We start from the raw sequence: 25292 nt of genomic DNA, 5'->3' as shown, positions 1-25292 counted from the left end.
GGTGGAAGGAGCGGCTCCGGCGGGACGTCAGATCGCGGCCCCGAGCATCCGCAGCACCAGCACCCCGTACCGGCGGCCCAGCTCCTCCGGGGTCTCGCTGCTCCGCTCGGTGTACCAGCGCGAGACGTCGATGCCGAGCGAGGTCACCGCGCGGGCCGCCGTCCGCACGTCCGGCACCTGGAAGGAACCTTCCGCCACCCCTTCCTCGATGATCCGCCGCACCGTCTCCTCGATCCGCCGCCGCAGTGCGGCGACCACCTCGAACTCCTCCTCCGGCAGCGCGTTCAGTTCGTGGTTGACGATCCGTCCGACCGTGTGGCCCCGGGCGTGCCAGCGAGTGAAGTCCTCGACCAGCTGCCGCATCTGCTCCACCGGGCCGCTGCCCTCGGCGGCCGCCCGCTCGACCAGGTCCAGGGTGGCCTGGTGGCCGGTGCGGCTGATCTCGGAGAGCAGTGCCGACTTGGAGGGGTAGTGGATGTAGAGGGCCGCCGGGCTCATCCCGGCGGCGGTGGCGATGTCCCGGGTGGTGGTGGCGTGGTAGCCGCGCCGGGCGAAGGACTCGACCGCCGCGAGCAGCAGCCGGCGGGCGGCCTCGGTCCGCTCGCCCGTGCTGCCGGTGGGCCAGAGTTCGGCGGTCGCGTGGTCGTTCATGGTGGCCATCCTCGCAGACGGGTGCGGTCCGCCCCGGGGTCGGAGTGGTTGACAGTGTGACCCGTCGCCAACATGCTAAGCAAGCGCTTAGTCACTCCTGCGCGTCGCACCAGTGGAGAGGAATCGGCCATGGCGCCGTCGTTCAAGGACCGGGTGGCCGTGGTCACCGGAGCCAGCCGGGGCATCGGCCTCGGCATCGCCCGCGAGCTGGTCGAGCGCGGGGCCCGGGTCTGCATCACCGCCCGCAACCCCGAGCCGCTGGCCGAGGCGGTCCGTGAGCTGGGCGGCCCCGACCACGCGATCGCCGTGGCCGGCAAGTCCGACGACCCGGCCCACCAGGCCGAGGTGGTGGCCCGCACGACGCAGCAGTTCGGCCGCCTCGACCACCTGGTCAACAACACCGGCATCAACCCGGTGTTCGGCTCCCTGCTGGACGTCGACCAGGCCGCCGCCGCCAAGATCCTCGGCGTCAACGTGCTCGCCCCGCTGGCCTGGATCCGCCTCGCCCGCGACGCCTGGATGGGCGAGCACGGCGGCTCGGTGGTCAACGTGGCCTCCATCGCCGGCATCCGCGCCTCGCTCGGCATCGGCATGTACGGGGTCTCGAAGGCCGCCCTGATGCGCGTCACCACCGAGCTCGGCGCCGAACTCGGCCCGTCGATCCGGGTCAACGCCGTCGCGCCCGCCGTGGTCAAGACCCGCTTCGCCGAGGCCCTGTACGAGGGCCGCGAGGAGCAGGTGGCCGCGGCCTACCCGATGAAGCGACTCGGCGTCCCGCAGGACGTGGCCGGCGCGGTCGCCTTCCTGCTCTCCGAGGACGCCGCCTGGATCACCGGCCAGACCCTGGTGGTGGACGGCGGCATCACCCTGGGCGGCGGCCTGTGACCCGCAGGCTGGGCGTGGTGGTCACCGGCGCCGGGCACGGCATCGGGGCCGCCATGGCCGAGGCCTTCGCGGCGGCGGGCGGGGCCCGCGTGGTGGTCAACGACCTCGACGCGGAGGCCGCTTCGGCCGTCGCCGAGCGGATCGGGGGCGTCGCGGTGCCGGGCGACGCGACGCGCCCCGAGGAGCTGATCGCGGCCGCCCGCAAGGAGCTCGGCCACATCGACGTGTACTGCGCCAACGCGGGCGTCGCCCCGGTGGGCGGCGCCGACGCCGGGCCCGCCGCCTGGGAGAGCGCCTGGCAGGTCAACGTGCTGGCGCACGTCCGGGCCGCCGAACTCCTGCTCCCCGACTGGCTGGAGCGCGGCGCGGGCCGTTTCGTCGCCACCGTCTCCGCGGCCGGGCTGCTCACCAGCCTCGGCTCCGCCCCGTACTCCGTCAGCAAGCACGGCGCGCTGGCCTTCGCCGAGTGGCTCTCCGCCACCTACCGCCACCGGGGCGTGCGGGTGCACGCGGTCTGCCCGCAGGGCGTGCGGACCAGGATGCTGGAGGAGACCGGACGGGCCGGTCAACTGCTGCTGGAGGACGAGGCGTTGGAGCCCTCCGAGGTCGCCGAGGAGGTGATGCGGGGGATCGCCGAGGAGCGGTTCCTGATCCTTCCGCACCCCGAGGTGGCCCGGTACTACCTGGCCAGGGCCGGGGACACCGACCGCTGGCTGGGCACGATGAACCGGATGCAGCAACGGCTGGAGGACGAGGCGTGAGCACGATGCGGGCGTGGCAGGTCGGGGAGCTGGGCGAGCCGGGGGCGGTGATGCGGCCGGCCGAGGTGCCCCGACCCGAGGCGGGGGACGGGCAGTTGCTGGTCCGGGTGCGGGCCGCCGCGGTCAACTTCCCGGACGCGCTGATGGTCCGGGGCCACTACCAGGTGCGGCCGCCGCTGCCGTTCACCCCGGGGGTGGAGCTGTGCGGCGAGGTGGTCGGAGGCGCGCGGACCGGGGAGCGGGTGATCGGCACCCCGCTGCTGCCCGCCGGGGCCTTCGCCGAGTACGCCCTGATGGACGCCCGGAGCGCCTTTGCGGCCCCGCCGGCGCTGGACGACGCGGAGGCCGCCGCGCTCCACATCGCCTACCAGACGGCCTGGTTCGCGCTGCACCGGCGGGCCGGGCTGCGGGCCGGCGAGACGCTGCTGGTGCACGCCGCGGCCGGAGGCGTCGGCAGCGCCGCCGTCCAGCTCGGCAAGGCGGCGGGCGCCACCGTGATCGCGGTCGTCGGCGGAGCCGAGAAGGCAGCCGTGGCAAGGGAGTTGGACGCCGACCTGGTGATCGACCGGCGCGCCGAGGACTTCACCGCCGCGGTCAAGGCGGCCACCGGCGGCCGGGGCGCGGACGTGGTCTTCGACCCGGTCGGCGGCGACGCCTACACCGGCTCCACCCGCTGCATCGCCTTCGAGGGCCGCATCGTCGTCATCGGCTTCGCCAGCGGCACCATCCCCACCGCCGCCCTCAACCACGCCCTGGTCAAGAACTACTCGGTGCTCGGCCTCCACTGGGGCCTCTACGCCACCCACGACCCCGCCGCCGTCCACGCGGCCCACACCGAACTCACCGCCCTGGCCGCCAAGTCCGTCATCCGCCCCCTGGTCAGCGAACGCCTGCCGCTCGACGCGGCGGCCGACGCCGTCCAACGCGTCGCCGACGGCACCACCACCGGCCGGATCGCGATCCTGCCGTAGGCCGCCGGGAGCGGACGGCCTCAGTCCTCGTGACCGTCCTTGGACTCGCCCATGATCTGGGCGCCTGCGAAGACCGCACCCAAGGCGATGACGGTGACGGCGCCGGTGGTCACCAGACGGATCGTCCGCTCCAGGAACTGCTTGTTCTCGCTGTCCTTCTCGTACTCCTGCTGCACGCCCTGCTGGAGACGGTCGTAGATGGCCTGCCGGTCCTCCGGGCCGAGGTCGTCCCGCTTGAGCTCCTCCGCGAGGATGTCCCTGAACTGCTCGGACGCCTCGTGGAGGCGCTCCTGGTTGTTCTCGTTGGCCGCGACCGTGGTCCGGTGCGCCTTCTTCAGGGCATCCACCGAATTCACGGCGAGGTCCTTGAACGCGGGGAACTGTTCGAGGAGCTTGAGGCGCACCTCGTTGCTCGTGTCGGGCACCATGGCCGCGAACTTGAGCACCTTCTCCTTGGAGAGGTTCCGCCAGGACGAGATGCCGAGCGCCCGCTTGGTCTCGGCTTCCTTCTCGTCGTGCATGCCTTGGCTCCGTCCGCCGTACCGATGCGATCCCCGGATCCTAGTGGCGTTCCCGGCGCCGGGTGGCCGCAAGAGTTCATCCGGGCTTCGGTCGGTGGTGGCCCATCGTGCGCCGAAGTGGTTCAGGGTGCTGGCCCATGACCACTCGTCAGGCCGTGCGGGCCGCCTCCCTCGTGCTCGGTACCCTCCTCGCCGTCTCCGTTCCGTTCCCCGCCGGGGCCGCCTCGCGGCTGCCGGAGGTGCACCCGAGGGCGGAGACGGCTCCGTTGTTCGACGACAAGGCGGGTGGGAAGGCCAACGCCGACGACCCGGCGATCTGGCGCAACGACGCCGATCCGGGGCGGAGCCTGGTGATCGCCACGGCGAAGCAGGGCGGGCTGCGGGTCTACGACCTGGAGGCGCGGCAGGTGCAGGCGCTGGCGGCGCCGGCCGGGCCGGGGGAGGAGGACGCGCCGGGGCGGTTCAACAACGTGGACCTGCTGAAGGGCGTCCGGATCGGCGGCGCCAAGGCCGACCTGGCCGTGGTGACGGACCGGGGCAACGACCGGTTGCGGGTCTACCGGATCGACCCGGCCCGGCCCGGCGGCCCGCTCACGGACGTGACCGACCCCGGGGTGAGCCCGGTGTTCTCGGCGGACCAGGCGGAGATCAACGAGCAGGCCACCGCGTACGGCCTGGCCACCTGGACGGACCGCCGCACCGGCCGCAGCTACGCGATCGCCAGCCAGCGGCACCGCACCCGCCTCGCCCTGCTGGAGCTCACCGCCACCCCGGCCGGCACGGTGACCTACCGTCAGGTCCGCACCGTCGACCTCCCCGCCTCCTTCCGCCTCCCCGACGGCGGTACCTGGGCCCCGTGCGCCGAGCCCGGCGAACTCCCGCAGGTGGAGGGCATGGTGGTCGATCCGGAGAGCGGCACCCTGTACGCGGGGCAGGAGGACGTCGGGATCTGGCGCATCCCCGCCGACCTCTCCGGGCGGCCGGAACTGATGGACCGGGTCCGCGAGTACGGCGTGCCCGCCACCTACGACCCGGAGACCGAGGAGTGCGTCCCGGGTGCCGACCCGGGCTACGGCGGCAAGCACCTGACCGCCGACGTGGAGGGCCTGACCATCCTCGACCGGGGCCACGGCAGGGGCTACCTCCTCGCCTCCAGCCAGGGCGACGACACCTTCGTCGCCTACGACCGCGAGCGCGACGAGCACAACGAGTTCGAGGGAGCCTTCCGGATCACCGCCGCCTCCGCCACCCTCGACGGCTCCGAGGTCTGCGACGGCGCGGCCGTGCTCAACGCCCCGCTCGGCCGCCGCTACCCGCACGGCCTGATGGTCGTCCAGGACGGCCAGGAGACCCCGGGCGACGGCGACCGCGAGGCCACCGGCTTCAAGTACGTCGACCTGCGCGACGTGCTGCGCGCGATCGACTGACGCACGGCTACGGTGCGGTGAGGCCGACCAGGTCCGCCAAGGTGCCCCGGTGGAACCCCGGGGTCCCGAGGGCGAGTTGGTCGGCCTTGGCGCGCTTGAGGTAGAGGTGGGCCGGGTGCTCCCAGGTCATCCCGATGCCGCCGTGCAGCTGCACGCACTCCTCGGCGGCCCGGACGGCCAGCGCCCCGCAGTGCGACTGGGCGAGGGCCACCGCCACCGCCGTGTCCGGGCTGCCGGTGGCCAGGGCGTCCGCCGCGTACCGGGCGGCGGCCCGGCCCTGGACGATCTCCAGCCAGAGGTCGGCGAGGCGGTGCTTGAGCGCCTGGAAGGAGCCGACCGGCCGGCCGAACTGGTGACGCTCCTTCAGGTAGGCCACGGTGGTGGCCAGGCACCACTCGGCGATGCCGAGCTGCTCGGACGCCAGCAGGCCGGCCCCGGTCAGCAGGGCTGCGGCGGCCGGCTCCTGGCCGTCCGCCACCCTCCGGGCCGCCGCTCCGCTCAGCTCCACGTCGGCCAGTGGCCGGGTGAGGTCGAGCGAGGTCCGGGGGAGCACGGTGGCCTCGGCGCGGTCCACGGCCCAGAGCGCGCCGCCGGCCGGCACCAGCAGGACGTCGGCGGCCAGGGCGTCCGCCACCGAGGTGATCCGGCCCGAGAGCCGCTCCCCGGCGCCGAGTTGCGGCAGCGGGGCCCCGGGTGGGGTGGAGAACGGGACCGCGAGGGCGGCGGTCCGCTCCCCGGAGGCCAGCTGCGGCAGCAGCTCCCGGTCGGCGGCCGCCAGCAGAGCCGTCACCGCCAGCACCGAGCTGCCGAAGTACGGCACCGGTGCCACCGATCGGCCCAACTCCTCCAGCACCACCGCCACTTCGCGCACCGAGGCGCCGGCGCCGCCGAGCGCCTCGGGTGCCTGGAGCCCGGCCACCCCGAGGCCGTCGGCCAGGCCGCGCCAGAGCCGCGGGTCGTAGGGCTCGGTGGTCTCGACGCGGCCGAGCACAGCGGCGGGCGGGCAGTGGTCGGTCAGGAAGTCCCGGACGGCGGAGCGGAGTTCCTCCTCCACCTCGGAGTAGAGCAGATCGCTCATCGGCGCAGGTCCTTCCACGGCAGGTCCTTGTCGGTACGCGGCTCCGAGGGCAGGCCGAGCACCCGCTCGGCGATCACGTTGCGCAGGATCTCGGAGGAGCCGCCCTCGATCGAGTTCCCCTTGGCCCGCAGATAGCGGTACCCGGCGTCACGGCCGGTGAAGTCGACCACCTCGGGGCGGGTCATCGCCCAGTCCTGGTAGACGAGCCCGTCCTCGCCGAGCAACTCCAGCTCCAGGCCGCTGAGTTCCTGGGCCAGCCGGGCGAAGGCCAGCTTCATCGCCGCGCCCTCCGGGCCGGGCTGCCCGGCCGCCAGTTGCTGGCGCAGCCGCTCACCGGTCAGCCGCAGCAGCTCCGCGTCCGCCCAGCCCTTGAGCAGCCGCTGGTGCAGTTCGTGGGTGCGCAGCTCGGGCCGCTCGCGCCAGGTCCCGGCCACGACGCCGATCATCCCGCCCTCGCGCGGGGTGGCCTGGCCGCCGATCGCCACCCGCTCGTTGTTGAGGGTGGTCTGGGCGATCCGCCAGCCCTCGCCCACCGCGCCGATCCGGTGTGCGTCGGGGATCCGCACCCCGGTCAGGAACACCTCGTTGAACTCGGCCTCCCCGGTGATCTGGCGCAGCGGCCGGACCTCCACCCCGGGGTCGGTCATGTCGCAGACGAAGTAGGTGATCCCCTGGTGCTTGGGCAGGTCCGGATCGGTGCGGGCGAGCAGGATGGCCCAGCGCGCGGCGTGCGCGATCGAGGTCCACACCTTCTGGCCGTCCACCACCCAGTGGTCGCCCTCGCGCACCGCCCGGGTAGCGAGCGAGGCGAGGTCGGAGCCGGCCCCGGGCTCGCTGAACAGCTGGCACCAGACCTCCTCGCCGGTCCAGAGCGGGCGCAGGAAGCGCCGCTTCTGCTCCTCGGTGCCGTGCCGCAGGACGGTCGGGGCGGCCATCCCGAGGCCGATGCCGATCCGGCGCGGATCGTTGTCCGGGGCTCCGGCGGCGGCCAACTCCTCGTCCACCGCCGCCTGTCCGGAGCGCGGCGCGCCGAGGCCGCCGAGCCCGGGCGGGAAGTGCACCCAGGCGAGGCCGGCGTCGAAGCGGGCCCGTAGGAAGGCGGTCCGTCCGGTCTCGGCGGGGTCGTGGGCGGCGAGGAACTCCCTCGTCCGTGCGCGCAGGTCCATGGTCAGCCCTCCTGGTGGCGCCGCAGCTCCCGGCGGGCCAGTGACCGCCGGTGCACCTCGTCCGGACCGTCGGCCAGCCGCAAGGTGCGGTTCCCCGCCCAGAGTTGGGCCAGCGGGGTGTCCTGGCTCACCCCGGCCGCGCCGTGCGCCTGGACGGCCTTGTCGAGCACCCACTCCGTCATGGCCGGGACGGCGATCTTGATGGCCTGGATCTCGGTGTGCGCGCCCCGGTTCCCGACGGTGTCCATCAGCCAGGCCGTCTTGAGCACCAGCAGCCGGGCCTGCTCGATCCGTACCCGGGACTCGGCGATCCACTCCTGGACCACACCCTGGGCGGCCAGCGGCTTGCCGAAGGCGACGCGTTCGCTCACCCGACGGCACATCAACTCCAGGGCCCGCTCGGCGATCCCGACCGCCCGCATGCAGTGGTGGATCCGTCCGGGGCCGAGCCGGGCCTGGGCGATGGCGAAGCCGGCGCCCTCCTCGCCGATCAGGTTGGCGGCCGGGACGCGGACGTCCTCGAACAGGATCTCGGCGTGCCCGCCGTGGTCCTCGTCCCGGTAGCCGAAGACCGTCATGCCCCGGCGGACCGTCACCCCGGGGGTGTCGCGCGGCACCAGGATCATGCTCTGCTGGCGGTGCGGGTCGGCCGTCGGATCGGTCTTGCCCATCACGATGAAGACCTTGCAGTCCGGGTTCATCGCCCCGGTGATGTACCACTTGCGGCCGTTGACCACGTACTCGTCGCCGCGGCGCTCGATGCTGGTGGTGATGTTGGTGGCGTCCGAGGAGGCCACCTCCGGCTCGGTCATCGCGAAGGCCGAGCGGATCTCGGCGCTCAGCAGCGGCTCCAGCCACTGCTTGCGCTGGGCCTCGTCGCCGAACTGGGCGAGCAGCTCCATGTTCCCGGTATCGGGCGCGGCGCAGTTGAGCGCGGCGGGGGCCAGCAGGATCGAACGGCCCGTCAGCTCGGCCAGCGGGGCGTACTGGAGGTTGGTCAGCCCGGCGCCGTGCTCGCCCGGCAGGAAGAGGTTCCACAGGCCGCGCGCCCGGGCCTCCTGCCGGAGCTCACGGATCACCGCCGGGACGGTCCACTCGGTCCGTTCAGGGTCGGCGAGTTGGGCGGCCAGCACCGGCTCCGCCGGGTACACCGCCTCGTCCAGGAAGGCGGCGAGCTGCCCGCGCAGCTGCTCGGTCCGGTCGTCGTAGGCGAAGTCCACGGTCAGCTCTCCTTGAGTGCGGTCAGGCCGAACTGCACGAACAGCGGCACCAGTTCGCCCACCCGGTCGAAGCCGGAGCCGACCGTGCGGCCCTGGGCGTGCCGGAAGTGGATGCCCTCCAGGACGACGGCGAGCTTGAACGAGGCGAAGCCGACGTACCAGCCGAGCGTCGAGACGTCCCGCCCCGAGCCCTCGGCGTAGCGGCCGACGAGCTCCGCGGCGGCGGGGAAGCCGGGGGCCAGGGCGGCGCCGGGCAGGATGCCGTCGTACCGGCGGGCCAGCTCGGTGTACATCACCAGCAGGCCGAGGTCGGTGAGCGGGTCGCCGAGGGTGGACATCTCCCAGTCCAGCACGGCGGTGATCCGGTCGTCCGGGCCGACCAACACGTTGTCGAGGCGGTAGTCGCCGTGGACCAGCGCCGGGGCGGGGGAGCCGGGGAGGGTGTCGGTCAGACCGGCCCGCAGCTCGGCGATGCCCGGCACCTCGCGGCTCCGCGAGCTCTCCAACTGCCGTTCCCAGCGCCGCAGCTGACGTTCCAGGAAGCCCTCCGGCCGCCCGAAGTCCGCCAGGCCGACGGCCGCCGGGTCGACGGCGTGCAGGGCGACCAGGGTGTCGGCCAGGTGCAGCCCGAGCGCGTGCACCCGCTGCTCGCCGAGCGCCGCCAGCGCGTCGGCGTCCCGGTGCGGCGTCCCGGCCACGTGCTCCATCAGGTACCAGGGAGCCCCCAGCACCTCCGGGTCCTCCACCAGCAGCAGCGTCTCCGGCACCGGCACGGCGGTCGGCGCCAGCGCCGTCATCACCCGGTACTCCCGGCCCATGTCGTGGGCCGTCGCCAGCACGTGCCCGAGCGGTGGCCGCCGCAGCACCCAGGTCGAACTGCCGTCCCCCACCCGGTAGGTGAGGTTCGACCGCCCGCCCTCGATCAGTTCTGCCCGTAGCGGTCCGGCGACCAGCCCGGGCCGCTCGGCGTCGAGGTGCTCCCGCAGCCGGGCGAGGTCCAGGCCGGGCGGATCGGGGAAGTCATCGCTCATGGGGCAGTCCTCACGGGTGGGTGACTAAGCGCTTGCTTAGCATCGCCGTGAGGTCTGCCCCTGTCAACGCCCCGCACGGGGCCCGGGCTCAGCCGCTGAAGGCCGCCGGGCCGAAGCGGCCCCAGGCCACGAAGGCGGCCAGCGCCAGGTAGGCCAGGTCCACGCCCACCAGCTTGATCTCCCCGCGCCGGTACCGGACCACCGCCGCGCCGGCCATCAGCAGCACCAGCCCGAGCGCGGCCAGCGGCGCCAGGACGGGTGCGACGCCCACCGCGGCGGGCAGCACCAGCCCGATCCCGGCCAGCGCCTCCAGGGCGCCGATCGCCTTCACCCCGCCCGAGCTGAAGTCCCCGACCCACTGCGAGCTGGGCCCGAACGCGGCGATCCGCGCCTTCGGCAGGACCAGCTTGAGGCCACCGCCCGCGAGGTAGGCGACCGCGAGGAAGCCGGCGACGATCCACAGGGCGATGTTCATGGGGTGCTCCTCCGGGGCAGTGGCGGCGCTGTTCGCCGTTCCACCCCTGGGACGAGAGGGCCGGCGCCCCTGTGACACCAGCCGACGTGACCCCGGTCACACCGGCCGCACGACGGCCGCCCCGGGAGGGCTCCCGGGGCGGCCGTGGGGCGGAGGGCGGGCGCTATCCGCCGTTGACCTTGGTGGCGATGCGGTCGCCGAGGTCCTTGTCGACGTTGCGCCAGTAGTCGAGGGCGCGGGCCAGGACCGGGGCGGAGACGCCGTTCAGGAGGTGGCCGCTGACGTTGGAGACCAGGCGGTCGCGGGCGGCGTCGTCGAGGACGGTGCGGACCAGGGTGCCGGCCTGGCCCCAGTCGTCGTCCTCGCGGTGCAGGGGGTAGGCCTCGCGGACCATCCGGCCGGCCACGTCCCAGCCGAGCGGGGAGCCCCAGAGTTCGGGCCGGGCCGCCGGGCCGCCGTAGGAGTTGGGGGCGTAGGGAACCTCGGCCCGGGAGGCCTCGAAGCGCATCGGGCCGTCCTTGGCGTAGGAGTGCACCGGCACGTGCGGCCGGTTGGGCGGCAGCTGCGCGTAGTTGGGGCCGATCCGGTACCGGTGGGTGTCCGGGTAGGAGAAGATCCGGCCGAGCAGCATCTTGTCCGGCGAGACGCCGATGCCGGGCACCAGGTTCGAGGGCTCGAAGGCGGCCTGCTCGATGTGCACGTGGTAGTTGTCGGGGTTGCGGTTGAGCGTCATCCGGCCGACCTCGATCAGCGGGTAGTCGCCGTGCGGCCAGACCTTGGTGAGGTCGAAGGGGTTGAACCGGTAGTCCCAGGCGTCCTCGAAGGGCATCACCTGGACGTGCAGCGTCCAGCTCGGGTGGTTGCCGTTCTTGACCGCGTCGTAGAGGTCGCGGATGTGGGCGTCCGGGTCCTGCCCGGCCAGCGCGTCCGCGTCCGACTGGGTGAGGAAGTCGATGCCCTGGTCGGTCTTGAAGTGGTACTTGACCCAGAAGCGCTCGCCGCCCGCGTTGACCCACTGGTAGGTGTGCGAGCCGTAGCCGTTCATCTGGCGCCAGGTCTTCGGGATGCCGCGGTCGCCCATCAGCCAGGTGACCTGGTGGGCGGTCTCGGGGTTGAGGGTCCAGAAGTCCCACTGCATGTCGTTGTCGCGCAGGTGGGTGTCGGGGCGGCGCTTCTGGGAGCGGATGAAGTCCTGGAACTTGATCGGGTCCCGGACGAAGAAGACCGGGGTGTTGTTGCCGACCAGGTCGTAGTTGCCCTGCTCGGTGTAGAACTTCACCGCGAAGCCGCGCGGGTCGCGCCAGCTGTCGGGGGTGCCGAGCTCGCCGGCCACCGTGGAGAAGCGGATCAGCAGCTCGGTCTTCTTGCCGGGCTGGAAGAGGTCCGCCTTGGTGAACTGGCTGACGTCGTTGGTGACTTGGAAGAAGCCGTAGGCCCCGCCGCCCTTGGCGTGCACCACCCGCTCGGGCACCCGTTCCCGGTTGAACTGGGCCATCTTCTCGATCAGGTAGTGGTCGTGCAGCAGGATCGGGCCCACCGGCCCGGCGGTCAGCGAATCCGAGTCGCTCTCGACCGGGACACCGGCGTTGTTGGTGGTGTACGGGACGTGTGCTTCGGACATGGGGTAGGGCCTCCTAGCGGTACGCGCGTACCTCTCGGCCGGCGGTCGGCCCGCGACGGCCGATACCCACTCGAACACCGACCGCGCCGTCCCACAACCGCAGCGCTACTCCTCGGGGGCCCACGCCGCGCGTCCGCCGCCGAGCCACTCGACCAGCTCGGGGTCGTCCAGGTCCGGGTCGTCCACCCCGGCCCGGCGGATGAACTCCGCCACGTCGGCCTCGCCGGTGGCCTTGCCCACCAGGCGCCCGTAGATCTCCACCCGCCGGTAGGGGCGGGCGCCCTTGGTGGGGGCCCGCACCACCACCGGGGGGTGGAAGATGTCACGGCTCATGGTTCCAGTGTCGCGCGGTCAGTCGCGGACCAGCAGGACGACGCCGGCCGTGATCACGGCCAGGGCCAGTGCGGCGAGGCCGTACACCAGGCGGTGGCGGTTCAGGACGGGCACGAAGGAGTCCGCCGAGTAGCGGCCGGGGCCGGTCAGGGTGAGCGCGGTGAAGGCGGCGAGCAGCATGATCACGTACTCGGGGCCGTCGGGGGAGAAGAAGGAGCCCGTCCAGGTGACGGCGAGGGCGTTGAGCATGGTGCCGACCACGGCGGCGCCGGCCAGCGGGGTGAGCAGGCCGAGGGCCACGCCGAGGCCGCCGAGGGTCTCGGTCAGGGCGGCGACCACGGCCATCGCGTCGGGGGCGGGGTAGCCGACGGAGGCGAAGAACTGGGAGGTGGCGTCGAGGCCGCTGCCGCCGAACCAGCCGAACAGCTTCTGCAGGCCGTGGCCGGCCATGGTCAGGCCGAGGCCGAGGCGCAGCACGAGCAGGCCGAGGTCGTAGGCGGGCAGGGTGGTGACGCCGGGGGCGTCGGCGGTGACGGGGGGCGTGGGGGAGGTGGTCGTCATGACGGCAGGTCTCCGGTCTCGGGCGGCCTGGGCAAGGGGAAGCGCGGTTCGAATTTGAACCACTTGGGTGACCGTACCTGACATTTCCAATTTGAACAACGAGCGCGAACTTGCCTGATGAACTGTCAAGTCCCTTGGCCCTCGCGGAAGGACTCGCGGACCACCTCGTGCGCCTCCTTGTCCTCCCGCAGTCCGAGGAAGCGCGGGTGGCGCAGCCTTCCCTCCCTGGTCCAGCCGGTAAAGGCGCACTGGGCGACCAGGACCGGCTCCACCCAGTGCGGCCTCCGCTCCGGCACCGGGCCGTCGAACGGCGAGCCGGGCCGGACCAGGTCGTCCAGCCGGGCCCGCAGTCCGTGCAGCACGGCGGTGGAGAAGCCGGTGCCGACCTTGCCCGCGTACCGCAGCGGCCCGCCGCCCTCCGTCAGGTGGGTGCCGAGCAGCAGGGCGCCGAAGCCCGCCCGGGAGCCGGCCGGGTCGGTGAAGCCGCCGATCACCAGCTCCTGGCCGGCGGTGCACTTGAGCTTCAGCCAGTCCGAGGAGCGGCGCTGCTGGTAGGCGCCGTCCGCGCGTTTGGCGATCAGGCCCTCCCAGCCCCGGGCGCAGGCCTCGGCCAGCGGCACCGGCCCGTCCGCCACCCGGTGCTCGGTGTAGCGCAGCGGGCCGTCGTACCGGAGGGCCCGGGCGAGGACCTGCTTGCGCTCGGAGAGCGGGAGGCGGGTGGTGTCGTACTGCTCCAGCTGGAGCAGGTCGAAGAGGTGGTACGTGACCGCCACGCCGGTGGCCAGGGCGCGGCGCGGATCGCGCAGCTGCATGCGCTGCTGGAGCCGTTCGAAGCTGGTCGCGCCGTGCTCGTCGAGGGCGACGATCTCGCCGTCCAGCACGAAGCGCTGCACCGGCTGGGCGGCCAGGGCCTCGGTCAACTCGGGGAATCCGGGCGCCAGTTGCTTGCCCGTGCGGGACTCCAGCCGGACGGTCGGGCCGTCCCGGTAGGCCAGTGCCCGGATGCCGTCGAGCTTGCGCTCCAGCAGCCAGCCCGGGCCGAACTCCCGGCGCTCGCTGGAGCTCGCCAGCATCGGCGAGAAGCGGAGCAGTGTCACCCCTCCAGGGTGGCACCGGGAGGGGGACCGGGCCCGGGGTCCGCGGCGGGGGCTCAGGCCAGGCGGCCGCCGCCGTCGACGTGCAGGACGGTGCCGGTGACGTACGGGTTCCCGATCGCGTACAGCACCGCGCGGACCAGGTCGGCGGGGGCGCCGACCCGGCGGGCCGGGTTCTTCGCGGCCACGCCGGCCAGGAAGGCGTCCTTGCGCTCGGCCAGGCCGTCCCAGGCGCCGGAGTCGACGATGCCCGGGGAGACGGCGTTGACCCGGACGGGTGCCAGCTCCACCGCGAGGGCCTCGACCAGGAAGGCCAGGGCGCCGTTGGTGGTGGCCATCACCACCCGCTCGGGGGCGGGGCGCCAGGCGGCCACGCCGGAGAAGAAGGTGAACGAGCCGCCGGGCCCGGCCTGCCCCGCCAGGTGCTTGGCGAGCAGCAGCGGACCGAACACCTTGGCGGCGAACGCCCGCTGCACGTCGGCCAGTTCGAGGTCGCGCACCGGCCCGTTGGCCGGCATGGCCGCGGTCGAGACCAGGTGGTCGAAGCGGCCCGTGCGCGCGGCCAGCGCGGCGATCGAGGCCTCGTCGGCCAGGTCGACCGGCTGCACCAGGGCCGGGCCGGGCAGCTCGGCGGCGGTGGCCGCCAGCCGGGCCCCGTCCGGCCCGGCCAGCACCAGCTCGGCCCCGGCCGCCGAGGCCGTCCGGGCCAGCTCGCGGCCGATGCCCGAGCCCGCGCCGATCACGACCAGGCGGCGGCCGTCGAGGGTGTCGTCGCTCATCTGTCTGCTCCTCCAGGGGGAAGTGGATCTCTCTCGACGAGCCTCCGTCGGCCGGACACCCCCTGTCCAAGACATGCTTCCTCCGCCGGCCATAAACTCCGTGCATGGCTACGCTCCGTCAGTACGAGTACCTGGTCACCGTGGTGGAGACCGGCTCCTTCACCCGGGCGGCCGAGCTGCTGCACGTCTCCCAGCCGGCCCTCTCGCACCAGGTGCGGGCGTTGGAGCGGGAGTGCGGCGGGCCGCTGCTGGAGCGGCTGCCGCGCTCGGTGCGGCTCACCCCGATGGGCCGCGAGGTGGAGCCGCACGCCCGGGCCGCGCTGGCCGGAGCGGAGCGGGCCAGGGCCGCCGCCCGGCGGGCCGCCGGGCTGGACGGCGGGGAGCTCCAGCTGGCCGTGGTGTACTCCGTCGCGCTCGGCGTGCTGCCGCCGGTGCTGCGGGCCTGGCGGGCCCGCCATCCGCAGGTGCGGGTGCGACTGCGCGAGTACCCGCACGCCGGGGCGCTGGCCGCCGCGATGGCCGAGGGCCGGGCGGATCTGGCGGTCGGTCCCCGTCCCGCCGAATGGGCGGGCCCGGTACGGGAGTTGGGGCAGGAGGAGTTCGTCGTGGTGCTGGCCGGGGACGACCCGGCCGAGGCGCCCGGCGGGCGGATCGCACTGGCCTCGCTGGCGGGGCGGGAGTGGGTGCACTACGCGCCCGGCAACGGCCTCGCCGAGGTGCTCGACGCGGCCTGCGCGGCGGCCGGATTCCGCCCGGAGGCGGGCGTGCGGACCGAGCAGACCGCCGCCGCCCCGCTGCTGGCCGCCGCCGGGCTGGGCCCGGCCCTGGTGCCGGGGAACCTGCTGCCGCCCGGCTTCGCCGCCCGGGTGCTGCGCCCCGACCCGCCGGTCCGCCGGACCCTGGCCGGCTACACCCGCCCCGGGCCGGACCGGATCACCGCCGCCTTCCTGGACGTGCTGGCCGGGCACGCCAGGGTGGGCGAACCTGGAGGGCAAGGGGACGCAGGCGTCGGCTGAGGAGGCCCGGATGGCCAGGGCGATGTGGTCGGGGACGTTGAGCTTCGGGCTGGTCACCGTGCCGGTGGCGCTGTACTCGGCCACCGAGGACCACAGCGTGCGGTTCCGCCAGCTCCAGCGCGGGACCTCCGACCGGGTGCGCAACCAGCGGGTCAACGAGCGCACCGGCGAGGAGGTGCCCTACGCCGACGTGGTGAAGGGCTTCGAGCTCGCCGAGGGCGAGTACGTGGTGGTGGAGCCGCAGGAGCTGGAGGAGATCTCCCCCGGACGGTCGAAGACCATCGAGATCCTCGGCTTCGTGGAGCTGGAGCAGGTCGAGCCGATCCTCTTCGACAAGACCTACTACCTGGGCCCGAAGGGCAAGGAGTACACCAAGGTCTACGCCCTGCTCAGGGAGGCGCTCAGCCGCACCGGCAAGGCCGGGATCGCCAAGTTCGCCATGCGCGGCCGCGAGTACCTGACGGCGGTGCACGTCGAGGGCGACACCCTCACCCTGCACACCATGCACTTCGCCGACGAGGTCCGGGATCCGCACAGCGAGGTGGACAACCTGCCGGAGGCCGACGTCACGCTCCAGGAGCGGGAGTTGAAGGCGGCCGAGCAGCTGATCGGGATGCTCGCGATGGACTGGAACCCGGAGGACTACCGGGACGACTACGAGGACCGGGTGCGCGAACTGGTGGAGGCCAAGGTCGAGGGCCGCGAGATGGTCCGCTCCGAGGAGCCGGCCGTGGCCACCAACGTGGTGGACCTGATGGAGGTGCTCAACCGCTCGATGGCGGCGGTGGGCAAGACCCCCGCGCCGGTGCGGCCCGAGGCTCCGGCGAAGGAGGACCTCACCGCCATGACGAAGGCGCAACTCTACGAGCGCGCGACCGAGTTGGACATCAAGGGTCGCTCATCGATGACCAGGGACGAGCTGCTGAAGGCGGTCACCAAGGCCGTGAAGCCGAAGCGCCGCCTCAAGTCGGTCTCCTGAGCAGCGGTCAGGGGTTCCCCAGCCAGACGGTGGTGACGTTGCAGAACTCCCGGATGCCGTGGCCCGCCAACTCCCGTCCGTAGCCGGAGTTCTTGACCCCGCCGAAGGGCAGGGCCGGGTGCGAGGCGGTCATCCCGTTGAAGAACAGCCCGCCGGCCACCAGCTCCCGCAGGCAGTACTCGCGCTCCTCGGGGTCCTTGGTCCAGATGTTCGAACTCAGGCCGTACGGCGTGGCGTTGGCCAGCTCCACGGCCTCCGCGAGGTCGTGCACCCGGTAGAGGGTGGCGACCGGGCCGAAGGTCTCGGCGGTGTGGACCAGCATCTCGGGGGAGACCTCGGTGAGCACGGTCGGCGGGTAGTACCAGCCCCGTTCCGGGACGCCGGCCCGGTCGCCTCCGGTGTCGGCGGTGGCGCCGTGCCGCAGCGCGTCCGCCACCAGGGCGGCCAGGTCGTCGCGGCCCTGACGGGTCGCCAGCGGGCCGAGGTCGGTGTCGGCGTCCATCGGGTCGCCGACCTTCAGCGCGCGCATCGCCTGGGTGAAGGCGGCGGCGAAGCGCGGGTAGACCGCCTCGTGCACGATGAACCGCTTGGCGGCGATGCAGGACTGGCCGTTGTTCTGGATCCGGGCCTTCACGGCGGTGGCCACCGCGGCATCGACGTCGGCGCTGGGCAGCACCAGGAACGGGTCGCTGCCGCCGAGCTCCAGCACGGTCTTCTTCAGCGCGTCCCCGGCCGCCGCGCCGACCGCCCGTCCGGCGCCCTCGCTGCCCGTCAGCGTCACCGCCGCCACCCGGGGGTCGCGGATCACCTGCTCGACCTGGTCCGAGCCGATCAGCAGGGCCTGGAAGACCCCGGGCGCCGCGCCGGCCCGGCGGAACAGGTCGGCCAGGGTGAGGGCGGTGCGCGGCACGTTGGAGGCGTGCTTGAGCAGTGCGACGTTCCCGGCCATCAGGGCCGGGGCCAGGAAGCGGACCACCTGCCAGAGCGGGAAGTTCCACGGCATCACCGCGAGCACCACCCCGAGCGGGCGGTAGCGGACGTACGCGAAGGCGGCCCCGGAGTCCGCCACGTCCTCGTCGGCGGGGCGCTCGTCGGCGATCAGCGCCGCGCCGTGGTCGGCGTACCAGCGCAGTGCCTTGGCGCACTTGGCGGCCTCGGCGCGGGCCTGGGCGAGCGGCTTGCCCATCTCGGTGGTGACGGTGACCGCGATCCGGTCGCGTTCGGCGTCCAGCAGCGCGGCGGCCCGGCGCAGCAGGCCGGAGCGCTCCTCGAAGCCGGTGGCCCGCTGGAGCACCGCCGCCTCGGCGGCCCGGCCGAGGGCCAGTTCGAGCGCGTCCCGGCCCAGCGGCTCGAAGGTCTCCAGGGTCTCGCCGGTGGCCGGGTTCACGGTCGCGATCACCATCGCGCACCTCCGTGGGGCGTCAGGGGGATCAGGGGGCTCAGGCCGGGTGGTCGGCGATCCGCTCGGCGGCCTCCCGGGCGCGGGCGCCGCTGCGGGTGCGGCCGGGGGCCACGTGGCGGTACGGGAAGCGGCGGACGTACTCGGCCTCCAGCTGGCCGCAGCGGAGCGTGTGGCGGCTGAGCGCCTCCTCGGAGCCGTACAGGAAGGTCTCGTGGCGGGTGCGGTGCAGCTGCTGGAGCTCGCGCAGCAGCAGGCCGGTCTCCAGCTCCGCGGCCGGGACGCCGAGCGGGCGGGGTTCCCGGGCGGCGTGGGGGTGGTGGGCGTCGGGGCGGGTGTCGGGGTGCAGCATGGACGGCCTCCTCGGCGTTCGGCCCCCCTGGGTACCGACTGCCCCCGTCCCACACCGGGAAACCGGGCAAGTGGGTGCAGAAGGTGCAGAACCAGTTTCCCCGCCAGCCCCGGAGGGCACCAGCAGCCACATGGATCCCGTGCGGGCGCTGGAGCGGATCGCCTACCTGCTGGAGGTCGAGCAGGGCGAGGCCTACCGGGTGCGCGCCTTCCGCCAGGCCGCCGAGGCGGCCCGGGCCTTCCTCGCGCAGACCCCCGACCCGGCCGCGCTGGCCGCGAAGGGGAGCGGGCTGCCCGGCATCGGGACCACCAGTGCCCGGGTGATCGCCGAGGCGGTGGCCGGGCGGACGCCGACCTACCTCGACGGGCTGGAGCGCCGGGTGACGCCGCCCCGGGCAGCGGACGGGGCGGCCGCCGATCTGGCCGCCGCGCTGCGCGGGGACTGCCACCTGCACTCCGACTGGTCCGACGGCACCGTGCCGATCGAGCGGATGGCCCGGGCCGCGATCGAGCTCGGCCACGAGTGGGCGGTGCTCACCGACCACTCGCCGCGGCTCACCGTCGCGCACGGCCTGAGCGCCGAGCGGCTGCGCCGACAGCTGGACGTGGTCGCCGAGTTGAACGAGACGTTGGCGCCGTTCCGGCTGCTCACCGGCATCGAGTGCGACATCCTCGACGACGGCTCGCTGGACCAGGAGGACGAACTCCTGGACCGGCTGGACGTGGTGGTCGGCTCGGTGCACTCCAAGCTGCGGATGGACCCGCTGCCGATGACCCGGCGCCTGCTGGCCGCCGTGCGCAACCCCCGGATGGACGTCCTCGGGCACTGCACCGGACGGCTGATCGGGGCCAAGCCGCGGCCGGAGTCCCGCTTCGACGCCGAGAAGGTCTTCGCCGCCTGCGCCGAGAGCGGCACCGCCGTCGAGATCAACTGCCGCCCCGAGCGCCGGGATCCGCCGTCGCGGCTGATCGCGCTCGCGGTCGAGGCCGGGTGCCTCTTCTCGATCGACACCGACGCGCACGCCCCCGGCCAGCTCGCCTGGCAGCCCTACGGCTGCGACCGGGCGGCCGCCGCCGGGATCACCGCCGAACGGGTCGTCACCACCTGGACGGAGCGTCAACTGCTGGACTGGACCGGGGATGCCTGAGCAGCCCGAGGTGGTGCACACCGAAGTCGACGGGCGGCGGCTGCGGTTGACCCACCTGGAGAAGGTGCTCTACCCGGCGGTCGGGTGGACCAAGGCCGAGGCGGTGCACTACTACGCCTCGGTGGCGCCGAGGGCGCTGCCGCACCTGGCCGGGCGGCCGGCCTCCTTCCTGCGCTTCCCCGAGGGCGTCACCGGGCAGCGGTTCTGGGCCAAGCGGGTGCCCGGCGGGGCACCGGACTGGCTCACCACGCTGGACGTCGAGCACCGGGAGGGGACGTTCCGTCAGGTGGTGGTCGCCGACCTGCCGACGCTGGTCTGGGCGGCCAACCTCGGGGCGCTGGAGCTGCACGTCCCGCAGTGGCGGGGCGGGCCCGACCGGCACGACCGGCTGGTCATCGACCTGGACCCGGGGCCGGGGATGACGGTGGTGGAGTGCTGCGTGGTCGCCCTGGCGGCCCGACGGCTGCTCGCCGCCGACGGGTTGACGGCCTTTCCGAAGACCTCCGGCTCCAAGGGGCTGCACCTGCTCGTCCCGCTGCACCCCGCGCCCGAACGGGCCGCCACCGACTACGCCCGGCGCCTGGCAGGGCAGCTGCGGGCGGCCGCGCCGGGGCTGGTGGTGGATCGGATGGAGAAGTCGCTGCGCCGCGGCCGGATCTTCGTCGACTGGTCCCAGAACACCAGCGCCAAGACCACCGTCGCGCCCTACTCCCTCCGGGCCGGCGAGCGTCCTCTGGTCTCCACCCCCGTCCCCTGGACCGCCGTCGAGTCCTGCCGCCACCCCACTGAGCTCGAGTTCACCCCCGAGCAGGTCCTCGCCCTCCCCGAGGACCCGATGGCCGCCCTCACCGCCCCTCGCCACCTGGGCCGACTGCCCGGTGCGTAGCGCGGCTTGTGTGAGGGGACGAACGCGCGTCGGTCGGCTGGTGGGGCGGGGCCGGCTGGTGGACTGAGGGGATGTCAGAGCGACGGGCGACGTGGATGTTTCCGGAGGGGCACGCGAAGGCGCGGCTCGGGCCGGTGCTGTTGGTGCTGACCTTCGCCGGGGGGCTGGTGGACGCGGTGAGCTTCCTGGACCTCGGGAAGGTGTTCGTGGCCAACATGACCGGGAACGTGGCGTTCCTGGGGCTGGCGCTGGCCGGGGTGTCGGAGCTGTCGGCGCCCGCGTCGGGGACGGCCTTGGGCGGGTTCCTGGTGGGGGCGGCGGTGGCGGGCCGGTGGGGCGGGGAGCGGCTGGCGCTGGTGGTGTGGGTGCAGGCGGGGTTGGTGGCGGTGTCGCTGGGTGGGCTGTGGCTGGACGGCGGGCGGTACGCGGTGCTGGTGCCGCTGGCCCTCGGGATGGGCCTGCAGAACGGCGTGGTGCACAAACTCGCCGTGCCGGACCTGGCGACCACGGTGGTGACCAGGACGCTGGCCGGGCTGGCCGCCGACGGCGCCGGGGCGGCGGCCCGGCGGCGGGTGCTGAGCGTGGTCGCGCTCTTCCTCGGGGCCCTGGCCGGCGGCCTGCTGCACCTGTGGGTGGACCCGCGGGCGGCGCTCGGCGGGGTGCTGGTGCTGCTGGTGGGAGTGGCCGCCTGGGAGACGACCGCGCCCCGGCGGACCGGGAGGTCGGCCGGGGCGGCGGGCGGGACGACGGCGCGTCAGAGCAGGGTGGACCAGTAGTACCAGAACCTGTCGAGGATCAGCAGGGCGATCACCGCGTACCAGAGGGCCGGGACGGCCCAGTGGTAGCGGGCGGCCTCGCGGACCACCGGCTTCAGGGACTTCGGGACGGGGATCACGCCGCTGCGCAGGTTGTGCAGGGTGGTGTACCAGAACAGCGGGATCATCGCGGCCCAGACCACCATGCAGTACGGGCAGAGCGCGCCGATGGAGTAGAGCGTCTGCGTCATCAGCCAGGTGACGAAGCCGATCCCGAACAGCACCCCGGCCTGGAGCCCGAGCCAGAACCAGCGCCGGTAGGCCGCGCCGGCCAGGATGCCCGCGCCGACGGCGGTGACCACCGCGAAGGCGGCCAGGCCGATCAGGGAGTTGGGGAAGCCGAAGACCGAGGCCTGGTCACTGGTCATCACCGAGCCGCAGCTGATGATCGGGTTGATCGAGCAGCTGGGGACGTAGGACGGGTCCTGGAGGATCTTGATCTTGTCCAGGGTCAGTACCGCGGAGGCGGCCAGCCCGAGCAGTCCGGTGACGACGAACAGCCAGGCGAGCTTCCGGCCCGCCGCGACCGGGGCCGTCACTTGGCCGCCGTGGTCTGCTCGACCAGGGCCTTGAAGGCGTCGCCGGTGATCACCTTGTTGTCCGGGAAGACGTTCAGCTGCTTGCCGTCCAGCAGCACCGAGGGGGTGCCGGAGACGCCGGAGTCGTCGAAGGCCTTGGAGACCTTGGCGACCCACGGCAGGTAGGTGCCCTCGTTGACCGCCTTCACGAAGGCGTCGGTCTTCAGGCCGGGCACCTTGTCGGCCAGGTTGAGCATCGCCTCGGCGGAGCCGAAGCCGTCCTTGCTCTCGTCGGGCTGGTTGGCGTAGAGCACGTCGTGGAAGGCCTTGAACTTGTCCACGCCCTCGTTCAGGGCGGCGGCCGTCGCGTTGAGCGCGGTCTTGGAGCCCTTGCCGCCGAGGTTGCGGTCCAGGAACGTGGCGAAGTGGTACTCGATCTTGTAGGTGCCGTCGTCGGCCAGCTGCTGGATGGTCTTCCCGGCGCTGGTCTCCAGCTTCTCGCAGATCGGGCAGCGGAAGTCCTCGTAGACCGCGAGGGTGTGCGGGGCGTCGGCCTTGCCGTAGGTCACCACGGTGCCGTCGCCGGTCGCGTTGGCGGGGACCACCAGCGGGCCGCTCGCAGCGGAGGTGTCGGAGGAGCCGCCGGTGGAGGCGACGGCGGCGGCGATGCCGCCGACCAGGGCGAGCACGAGGGCGGTGGAGACGCCGACCACGACGCGGCGGCGGGTCTTCGCGGCCTTCTGCTCGCGGGCGTGCTGCTCGCGCATGCGGGCGGTGGCGGACTGGTTCTGCTTCTTCTGCTGGTTGCTGCTCATGGCGGTGCGTCGGTTCCTGTCGCTGCGGAGGTCCTGGGGCGGGCGCGCCGGTCGTGCGGAAGGGCGCGCGGGGCGAGGGCCTGCGGGTGACGGGACGTCAGGGGTGACGGGTGGTCAGCAGGCCGGGGCGCACACCGGGGGGCCGCGGCGCAGCGCGGGCCTCAGCAGGACGTCCTCGGCCGGGATCCGTTCGCGGGTCGAGGAGGGGATGGGCAGCCGGAGCACCGGGCGGGCCGGGAGCGGCGTCACCAGGCGGAGGAACCGCCAGGCGCCGGCGAGCAGTTCGCCGAGGGTGCGGCCGGCGGCGGCCTGGCCGCGCAGGGCGGACTCGCCGAGGCGCAGCGCCCAGGCGGCCAGCACGGCCACCAGCAGGTGGCCCGCGAGCACCGGGATGCCGGCCAGCGGGGCGGGGGTGGAGCCGGGGGCGAGCAGGAACTCGCCGATCGAACCGCCGGAGCAGACCAGCGGCTTGAGGCCGCCGAGCGGCGGTGCGCCGGGGCCGGTACAGGCCTGCTGTCCGAGGTCGAAGACGGCGCCGACGGCCAGCTGGGTGGGGAGCAGCACCGCGAGGATGCGCGCGAAGCTGCGGTTGGAGCCGATGAAGGCGTGGCCCACGGCGTAGACGGCGGCCGCGGCCACCGCGACGGTGGTCACCGGCAGGGCCCGGCCGGTCAACAGGACCTGGCCGAGGGCGGCGAGGGGCACCACGAGTGCGGTGAACACCGCGGCCCGCGTCGCCCTGGTCGCCTGACTGCCCTTCATGAAGATCGAGTCTGCCATGCGGCGGGGGCCTCGCGGGGCGTCTGTGAGTGGCTTCACGGTTGTTCGCTGCGTATAAGGACGGGCGGCGCTGACCTGCGGGAAGGTGCCCGGCCGGGCCGCGTAGGATGGCTCGATGCCGATTCCCAAAGCCGAACTGCACCTGCACGTCGAGGGCACCCTGGAGCCCGAGCTGGCCTTCCGGCTGGCCGAGCGGAACGGGGTCGAGCTCCCCTTCGACGGGGTCGAGGAGCTGCGGGCCGCCTACCGCTTCGACGACCTCCAGTCCTTCCTGGACCTCTACTACCGGCTGATGGACGTCCTGCGCACCGAGCGGGACTTCACCGAGCTGGCCGAGGCCTACCTGGAGCGGGCCGCCGCGCAGGGCGTGCGGCACGCGGAGATCTTCTTCGACCCGCAGGCGCACACCGCCCGGGGCGTGGACATCGGCACGGTGATCAGGGGGCTCGGCGCGGCGCTGGACCGCAGCGAGGGCCGGTACGGGATCACCACCCGGCTGATCCTCTGCTTCCTGCGCGACGAGAGCGCCGAGTCGGCGCTGGCCACGCTGGCCGCGGCCGAGCCGTACCTGGACCGGATCACCGCCGTCGGCCTGGACTCGGCCGAGGTGGGGCACCCGCCGGTGAAGTTCGTCGAGGTCTACCGCCGGGCCCGCGAGCTGGGCCTGCGGGCGGTCGCGCACGCGGGCGAGGAGGGCCCGGCCTCGTACGTGTGGGAGGCGCTGGACCTGCTGCGGGTGGAGCGGATCGACCACGGGCTGCGCTGCCTGGAGGACGAGGAGCTGGTGGAGCGGCTGGTGCGGGAGCGGATCCCGCTGACGGTCTGTCCGTTCTCCAACGTCCGGCTGCGCTGCGTGGACACGCTGGCCGACCATCCGCTGCGGCGGATGCTGGACGCCGGGCTGGTCGCCACCGTGAACTCGGACGACCCGGCCTACTTCGGCGGCTACGTGGACGAGAACCTGATCGCGACGGCGCAGGCGCTCGGTCTGACGGTGGACCAGCAGTACCTGCTGGCGCGCAACTCCTTCGAGGCGAGCTTCCTGGACGAGGAGACCAGGGGCCGCTACCTCGCCGAGCTGGAGGCCCACCGGAGCGCCTCGCGGTAGCGCTTGGGCCGAGCGGGTGAAGACCGCGCGCGGCGCGGGTGTCGCGCCCTCGGCGGTGCGGCGGGCCGGTCTACTGTGGGCGCATCGCCCGGTGGAGTGGCCGAGTGGCGAGGCGACGGCCCGCAAGGCCGTTCACAGGGGTTCGAATCCTTTCTCCACCTCGGACGCGTGATGGTGGGCCGCCGGCCGTGCGGCCCACCATCGGTGCGTCCGGGCTCAGTGCGGGACCACCTCAGTGCAGGACCAGCTCAGTACAGGACCACGGAGAGCCGGGCCGGGCCGGTCGGGGTGGTGGTGTCGCAGAAGTAGTTGACCGCGCGGTGGCTGTCCACGTACGCCTGGCCGGCCGCGTGGCAGGAGGCGGCGGTCGGGTAGACGCCGACGTAGGTGTAGCTGAACGCCTGGGCGGCCGGAGCGGTGAGCAGGGCGGTGCCGGTGGTCAGGATGCCGGCCACGGCGACGGTGGAGAGTGCCTTGCGGAGCGACATGAGTGGGTTTCCCTCCCTCGGGTGAGCGCCGGGGTCCTCGTCCCTGCGCTTCGTCGAGGAGCCTCCTCCGAATGTGAAGACGGAGCAATGGTAGAGACCAATTCCGACCGGAAGTATGCGGTGGTTCGGTGAAGGTGCAGGTCGCGGGGGTGCCTGACGGGAAGACGATCATTTTCCGGACAGTTCTTGCACTGTCCGGCACCTGACAGACCGTCAGCAAGGGCCCTCGGTTAAATCCGGTGCGCCGGGCCGGACGCGCTCGCTAGGCTCGCCGCACTGACCGGGCGTCAGCCCGCTCCGCGCGGGCGGCGCCAGACCGCACACGAGGGGAGCCACGGCCATGCGCGAGCACGCCGCCGTCCACGCTCCCCGGGTCCGGTCCACGGTGATCCTGGTGTCTCGCGCCGTCCGGTGC

General features: G+C 73.5%; 28 protein-coding genes and 1 tRNA gene. 11 read left to right on the top strand and 18 right to left on the bottom strand.

Annotated features, from left to right (window positions below; translation table 11 throughout):
• Positions 1 to 27 precede the first annotated feature (27 nt).
• Positions 28 to 651: a TetR/AcrR family transcriptional regulator gene (locus ACWEPF_RS04700; protein ID WP_452171411.1), complete on the bottom strand. Its 624-nt coding sequence runs from the start codon at positions 649 to 651 to the stop codon at positions 28 to 30.
• Between the two features lie 129 nt (positions 652 to 780).
• Between ACWEPF_RS04700 and ACWEPF_RS04695 the strand changes: the two genes are divergently transcribed.
• From ACWEPF_RS04695 to ACWEPF_RS04685, 3 genes are read left to right on the top strand one after another with little or no spacing between them, the layout of a single operon-like run.
• Positions 781 to 1536 (top strand): SDR family oxidoreductase, encoded by a 756-nt coding sequence (locus ACWEPF_RS04695; protein ID WP_452171410.1) that lies wholly within the window; start codon positions 781 to 783, stop codon positions 1534 to 1536.
• Positions 1533 to 2297 (top strand): SDR family oxidoreductase, encoded by a 765-nt coding sequence (locus ACWEPF_RS04690; RefSeq protein ID WP_452171409.1) that lies wholly within the window; start codon positions 1533 to 1535, stop codon positions 2295 to 2297. Before ACWEPF_RS04695 ends, ACWEPF_RS04690 begins: the two co-directional genes overlap by 4 nt.
• A gap of 5 nt (positions 2298 to 2302) precedes the next feature.
• Positions 2303 to 3268, top strand: a complete 966-nt coding sequence (locus ACWEPF_RS04685; protein ID WP_452171518.1) for an NADPH:quinone oxidoreductase family protein — start codon at positions 2303 to 2305, stop codon at positions 3266 to 3268.
• A gap of 20 nt (positions 3269 to 3288) precedes the next feature.
• Here the strand turns inward: ACWEPF_RS04685 and ACWEPF_RS04680 are convergent, their stop codons facing one another.
• Positions 3289 to 3789, bottom strand: a complete 501-nt coding sequence (locus tag ACWEPF_RS04680) for a hypothetical protein (RefSeq protein WP_452171408.1) — start codon at positions 3787 to 3789, stop codon at positions 3289 to 3291.
• A gap of 137 nt (positions 3790 to 3926) precedes the next feature.
• Between ACWEPF_RS04680 and ACWEPF_RS04675 the strand changes: the two genes are divergently transcribed.
• A complete protein-coding gene (locus ACWEPF_RS04675; RefSeq protein WP_452171407.1) occupies positions 3927 to 5216 on the top strand; it encodes a phytase in 1290 nt (429 codons plus the stop codon).
• A gap of 7 nt (positions 5217 to 5223) precedes the next feature.
• Here ACWEPF_RS04675 and ACWEPF_RS04670 read toward each other — a convergent pair whose 3' ends face one another.
• From ACWEPF_RS04670 to ACWEPF_RS04625, 10 genes are all read right to left on the bottom strand, one after another.
• Positions 5224 to 6294 carry an acyl-CoA dehydrogenase family protein gene (locus ACWEPF_RS04670; RefSeq protein WP_452171406.1) on the bottom strand — a complete coding sequence of 357 codons (1071 nt, stop codon included), beginning with the start codon at positions 6292 to 6294 and terminating at the stop codon, positions 5224 to 5226.
• Complete coding sequence (locus tag ACWEPF_RS04665; protein WP_452171405.1) at positions 6291 to 7460, bottom strand: acyl-CoA dehydrogenase family protein; 1170 nt, start codon at positions 7458 to 7460, stop codon at positions 6291 to 6293. The genes ACWEPF_RS04670 and ACWEPF_RS04665 overlap by 4 nt, the downstream gene beginning before the upstream one ends.
• Positions 7461 to 7462: 2 nt before the next feature.
• Positions 7463 to 8680 carry an acyl-CoA dehydrogenase family protein gene (locus ACWEPF_RS04660; protein WP_452171404.1) on the bottom strand — a complete coding sequence of 406 codons (1218 nt, stop codon included), beginning with the start codon at positions 8678 to 8680 and terminating at the stop codon, positions 7463 to 7465.
• A 2-nt stretch (positions 8681 to 8682) separates the two neighbouring features.
• Complete coding sequence (locus ACWEPF_RS04655) at positions 8683 to 9711, bottom strand: phosphotransferase family protein (RefSeq protein ID WP_452171403.1); 1029 nt, start codon at positions 9709 to 9711, stop codon at positions 8683 to 8685.
• An 88-nt stretch (positions 9712 to 9799) separates the two neighbouring features.
• Entirely contained in the window at positions 9800 to 10186 is a 387-nt protein-coding gene (locus ACWEPF_RS04650) for a DoxX family protein (protein WP_452171402.1), read from the bottom strand.
• A gap of 163 nt (positions 10187 to 10349) precedes the next feature.
• Positions 10350 to 11807 (bottom strand): catalase, encoded by a 1458-nt coding sequence (locus ACWEPF_RS04645; protein WP_452171401.1) that lies wholly within the window; start codon positions 11805 to 11807, stop codon positions 10350 to 10352.
• Between the two features lie 105 nt (positions 11808 to 11912).
• Positions 11913 to 12140, bottom strand: a complete 228-nt coding sequence (locus tag ACWEPF_RS04640) for a hypothetical protein (RefSeq protein WP_452171400.1) — start codon at positions 12138 to 12140, stop codon at positions 11913 to 11915.
• Between the two features lie 18 nt (positions 12141 to 12158).
• Positions 12159 to 12701 carry a DoxX family protein gene (locus ACWEPF_RS04635; RefSeq protein ID WP_452171399.1) on the bottom strand — a complete coding sequence of 181 codons (543 nt, stop codon included), beginning with the start codon at positions 12699 to 12701 and terminating at the stop codon, positions 12159 to 12161.
• A 125-nt stretch (positions 12702 to 12826) separates the two neighbouring features.
• Positions 12827 to 13798: a non-homologous end-joining DNA ligase gene (gene ligD / locus ACWEPF_RS04630; RefSeq protein ID WP_452171398.1), complete on the bottom strand. Its 972-nt coding sequence runs from the start codon at positions 13796 to 13798 to the stop codon at positions 12827 to 12829.
• Positions 13799 to 13851: 53 nt separating this feature from the next.
• Positions 13852 to 14574, bottom strand: a complete 723-nt coding sequence (locus ACWEPF_RS04625; RefSeq protein WP_452171397.1) for an SDR family oxidoreductase — start codon at positions 14572 to 14574, stop codon at positions 13852 to 13854.
• A gap of 104 nt (positions 14575 to 14678) precedes the next feature.
• On the opposite strand from ACWEPF_RS04625, the gene ACWEPF_RS04620 reads away from it, so the two are divergent.
• Positions 14679 to 15590, top strand: a complete 912-nt coding sequence (locus ACWEPF_RS04620) for a LysR family transcriptional regulator (RefSeq protein ID WP_452171396.1) — start codon at positions 14679 to 14681, stop codon at positions 15588 to 15590.
• Positions 15591 to 15600: 10 nt separating this feature from the next.
• On the top strand, positions 15601 to 16569 hold the full coding sequence (gene ku, locus ACWEPF_RS04615; protein ID WP_452171395.1) for a non-homologous end joining protein Ku: 969 nt from the start codon (positions 15601 to 15603) through the stop codon (positions 16567 to 16569).
• Positions 16570 to 16576: 7 nt separating this feature from the next.
• Here ku and ACWEPF_RS04610 read toward each other — a convergent pair whose 3' ends face one another.
• Together ACWEPF_RS04610 and ACWEPF_RS04605 are read right to left on the bottom strand one after the other, a co-directional pair.
• On the bottom strand, positions 16577 to 17971 hold the full coding sequence (locus ACWEPF_RS04610) for an aldehyde dehydrogenase family protein (RefSeq protein WP_452171394.1): 1395 nt from the start codon (positions 17969 to 17971) through the stop codon (positions 16577 to 16579).
• Positions 17972 to 18008: 37 nt separating this feature from the next.
• Positions 18009 to 18320, bottom strand: coding sequence for a DUF6158 family protein (locus ACWEPF_RS04605; RefSeq protein ID WP_380150099.1), 312 nt, complete (start codon positions 18318 to 18320; stop codon positions 18009 to 18011).
• 130 nt (positions 18321 to 18450) lie between these two features.
• Here ACWEPF_RS04605 and ACWEPF_RS04600 point away from each other — a divergent pair, with 130 nt between their 5' ends.
• The 3 genes from ACWEPF_RS04600 (at position 18451) to ACWEPF_RS04590 (ending at position 21129) form a co-directional block, all read left to right on the top strand.
• Complete coding sequence (locus ACWEPF_RS04600; RefSeq protein WP_452171393.1) at positions 18451 to 19467, top strand: PHP domain-containing protein; 1017 nt, start codon at positions 18451 to 18453, stop codon at positions 19465 to 19467.
• Positions 19460 to 20353, top strand: coding sequence for a non-homologous end-joining DNA ligase (gene ligD, locus ACWEPF_RS04595; protein ID WP_452171392.1), 894 nt, complete (start codon positions 19460 to 19462; stop codon positions 20351 to 20353). The genes ACWEPF_RS04600 and ligD (ACWEPF_RS04595) overlap by 8 nt, the downstream gene beginning before the upstream one ends.
• A 71-nt stretch (positions 20354 to 20424) precedes the next feature.
• Positions 20425 to 21129: a YoaK family protein gene (locus ACWEPF_RS04590; protein WP_452171391.1), complete on the top strand. Its 705-nt coding sequence runs from the start codon at positions 20425 to 20427 to the stop codon at positions 21127 to 21129.
• Here ACWEPF_RS04590 and ACWEPF_RS04585 read toward each other — a convergent pair.
• The 3 genes from ACWEPF_RS04585 to ACWEPF_RS04575 all read right to left on the bottom strand — a co-directional run bounded on the left by ACWEPF_RS04585 (position 21108) and on the right by ACWEPF_RS04575 (position 23281).
• The gene (locus ACWEPF_RS04585; protein WP_452171390.1) at positions 21108 to 21707 is read right to left on the bottom strand and encodes a vitamin K epoxide reductase family protein; all 600 of its coding nucleotides are present in this window, start codon (positions 21705 to 21707) and stop codon (positions 21108 to 21110) included. The genes ACWEPF_RS04590 and ACWEPF_RS04585 overlap by 22 nt on opposite strands.
• Positions 21704 to 22501, bottom strand: a complete 798-nt coding sequence (locus ACWEPF_RS04580) for a DsbA family protein (protein WP_380150104.1) — start codon at positions 22499 to 22501, stop codon at positions 21704 to 21706. Before ACWEPF_RS04580 ends, ACWEPF_RS04585 begins: the two co-directional genes overlap by 4 nt.
• Before the next feature lie 114 nt (positions 22502 to 22615).
• Positions 22616 to 23281: a hypothetical protein gene (locus ACWEPF_RS04575; protein ID WP_452171389.1), complete on the bottom strand. Its 666-nt coding sequence runs from the start codon at positions 23279 to 23281 to the stop codon at positions 22616 to 22618.
• A 115-nt stretch (positions 23282 to 23396) separates the two neighbouring features.
• Between ACWEPF_RS04575 and ACWEPF_RS04570 the strand changes: the two genes are divergently transcribed.
• Both ACWEPF_RS04570 and ACWEPF_RS04565 read left to right on the top strand, forming a co-directional pair.
• Positions 23397 to 24389 (top strand): adenosine deaminase, encoded by a 993-nt coding sequence (locus ACWEPF_RS04570; protein WP_452171388.1) that lies wholly within the window; start codon positions 23397 to 23399, stop codon positions 24387 to 24389.
• Positions 24390 to 24479: 90 nt separating this feature from the next.
• Positions 24480 to 24550: transfer RNA gene (locus ACWEPF_RS04565), tRNA-Cys, on the top strand.
• An 87-nt stretch (positions 24551 to 24637) separates the two neighbouring features.
• Here the strand turns inward: ACWEPF_RS04565 and ACWEPF_RS04560 are convergent.
• Positions 24638 to 24877 carry a hypothetical protein gene (locus ACWEPF_RS04560; RefSeq protein WP_452171387.1) on the bottom strand — a complete coding sequence of 80 codons (240 nt, stop codon included), beginning with the start codon at positions 24875 to 24877 and terminating at the stop codon, positions 24638 to 24640.
• Between the last annotated feature and the right edge of the window lie 415 nt (positions 24878 to 25292).

The sequence above is a fragment of the Kitasatospora sp. NPDC004289 genome (assembly GCF_053602875.1).
This window is presented reverse-complemented; position numbering and strand designations above follow the sequence as displayed.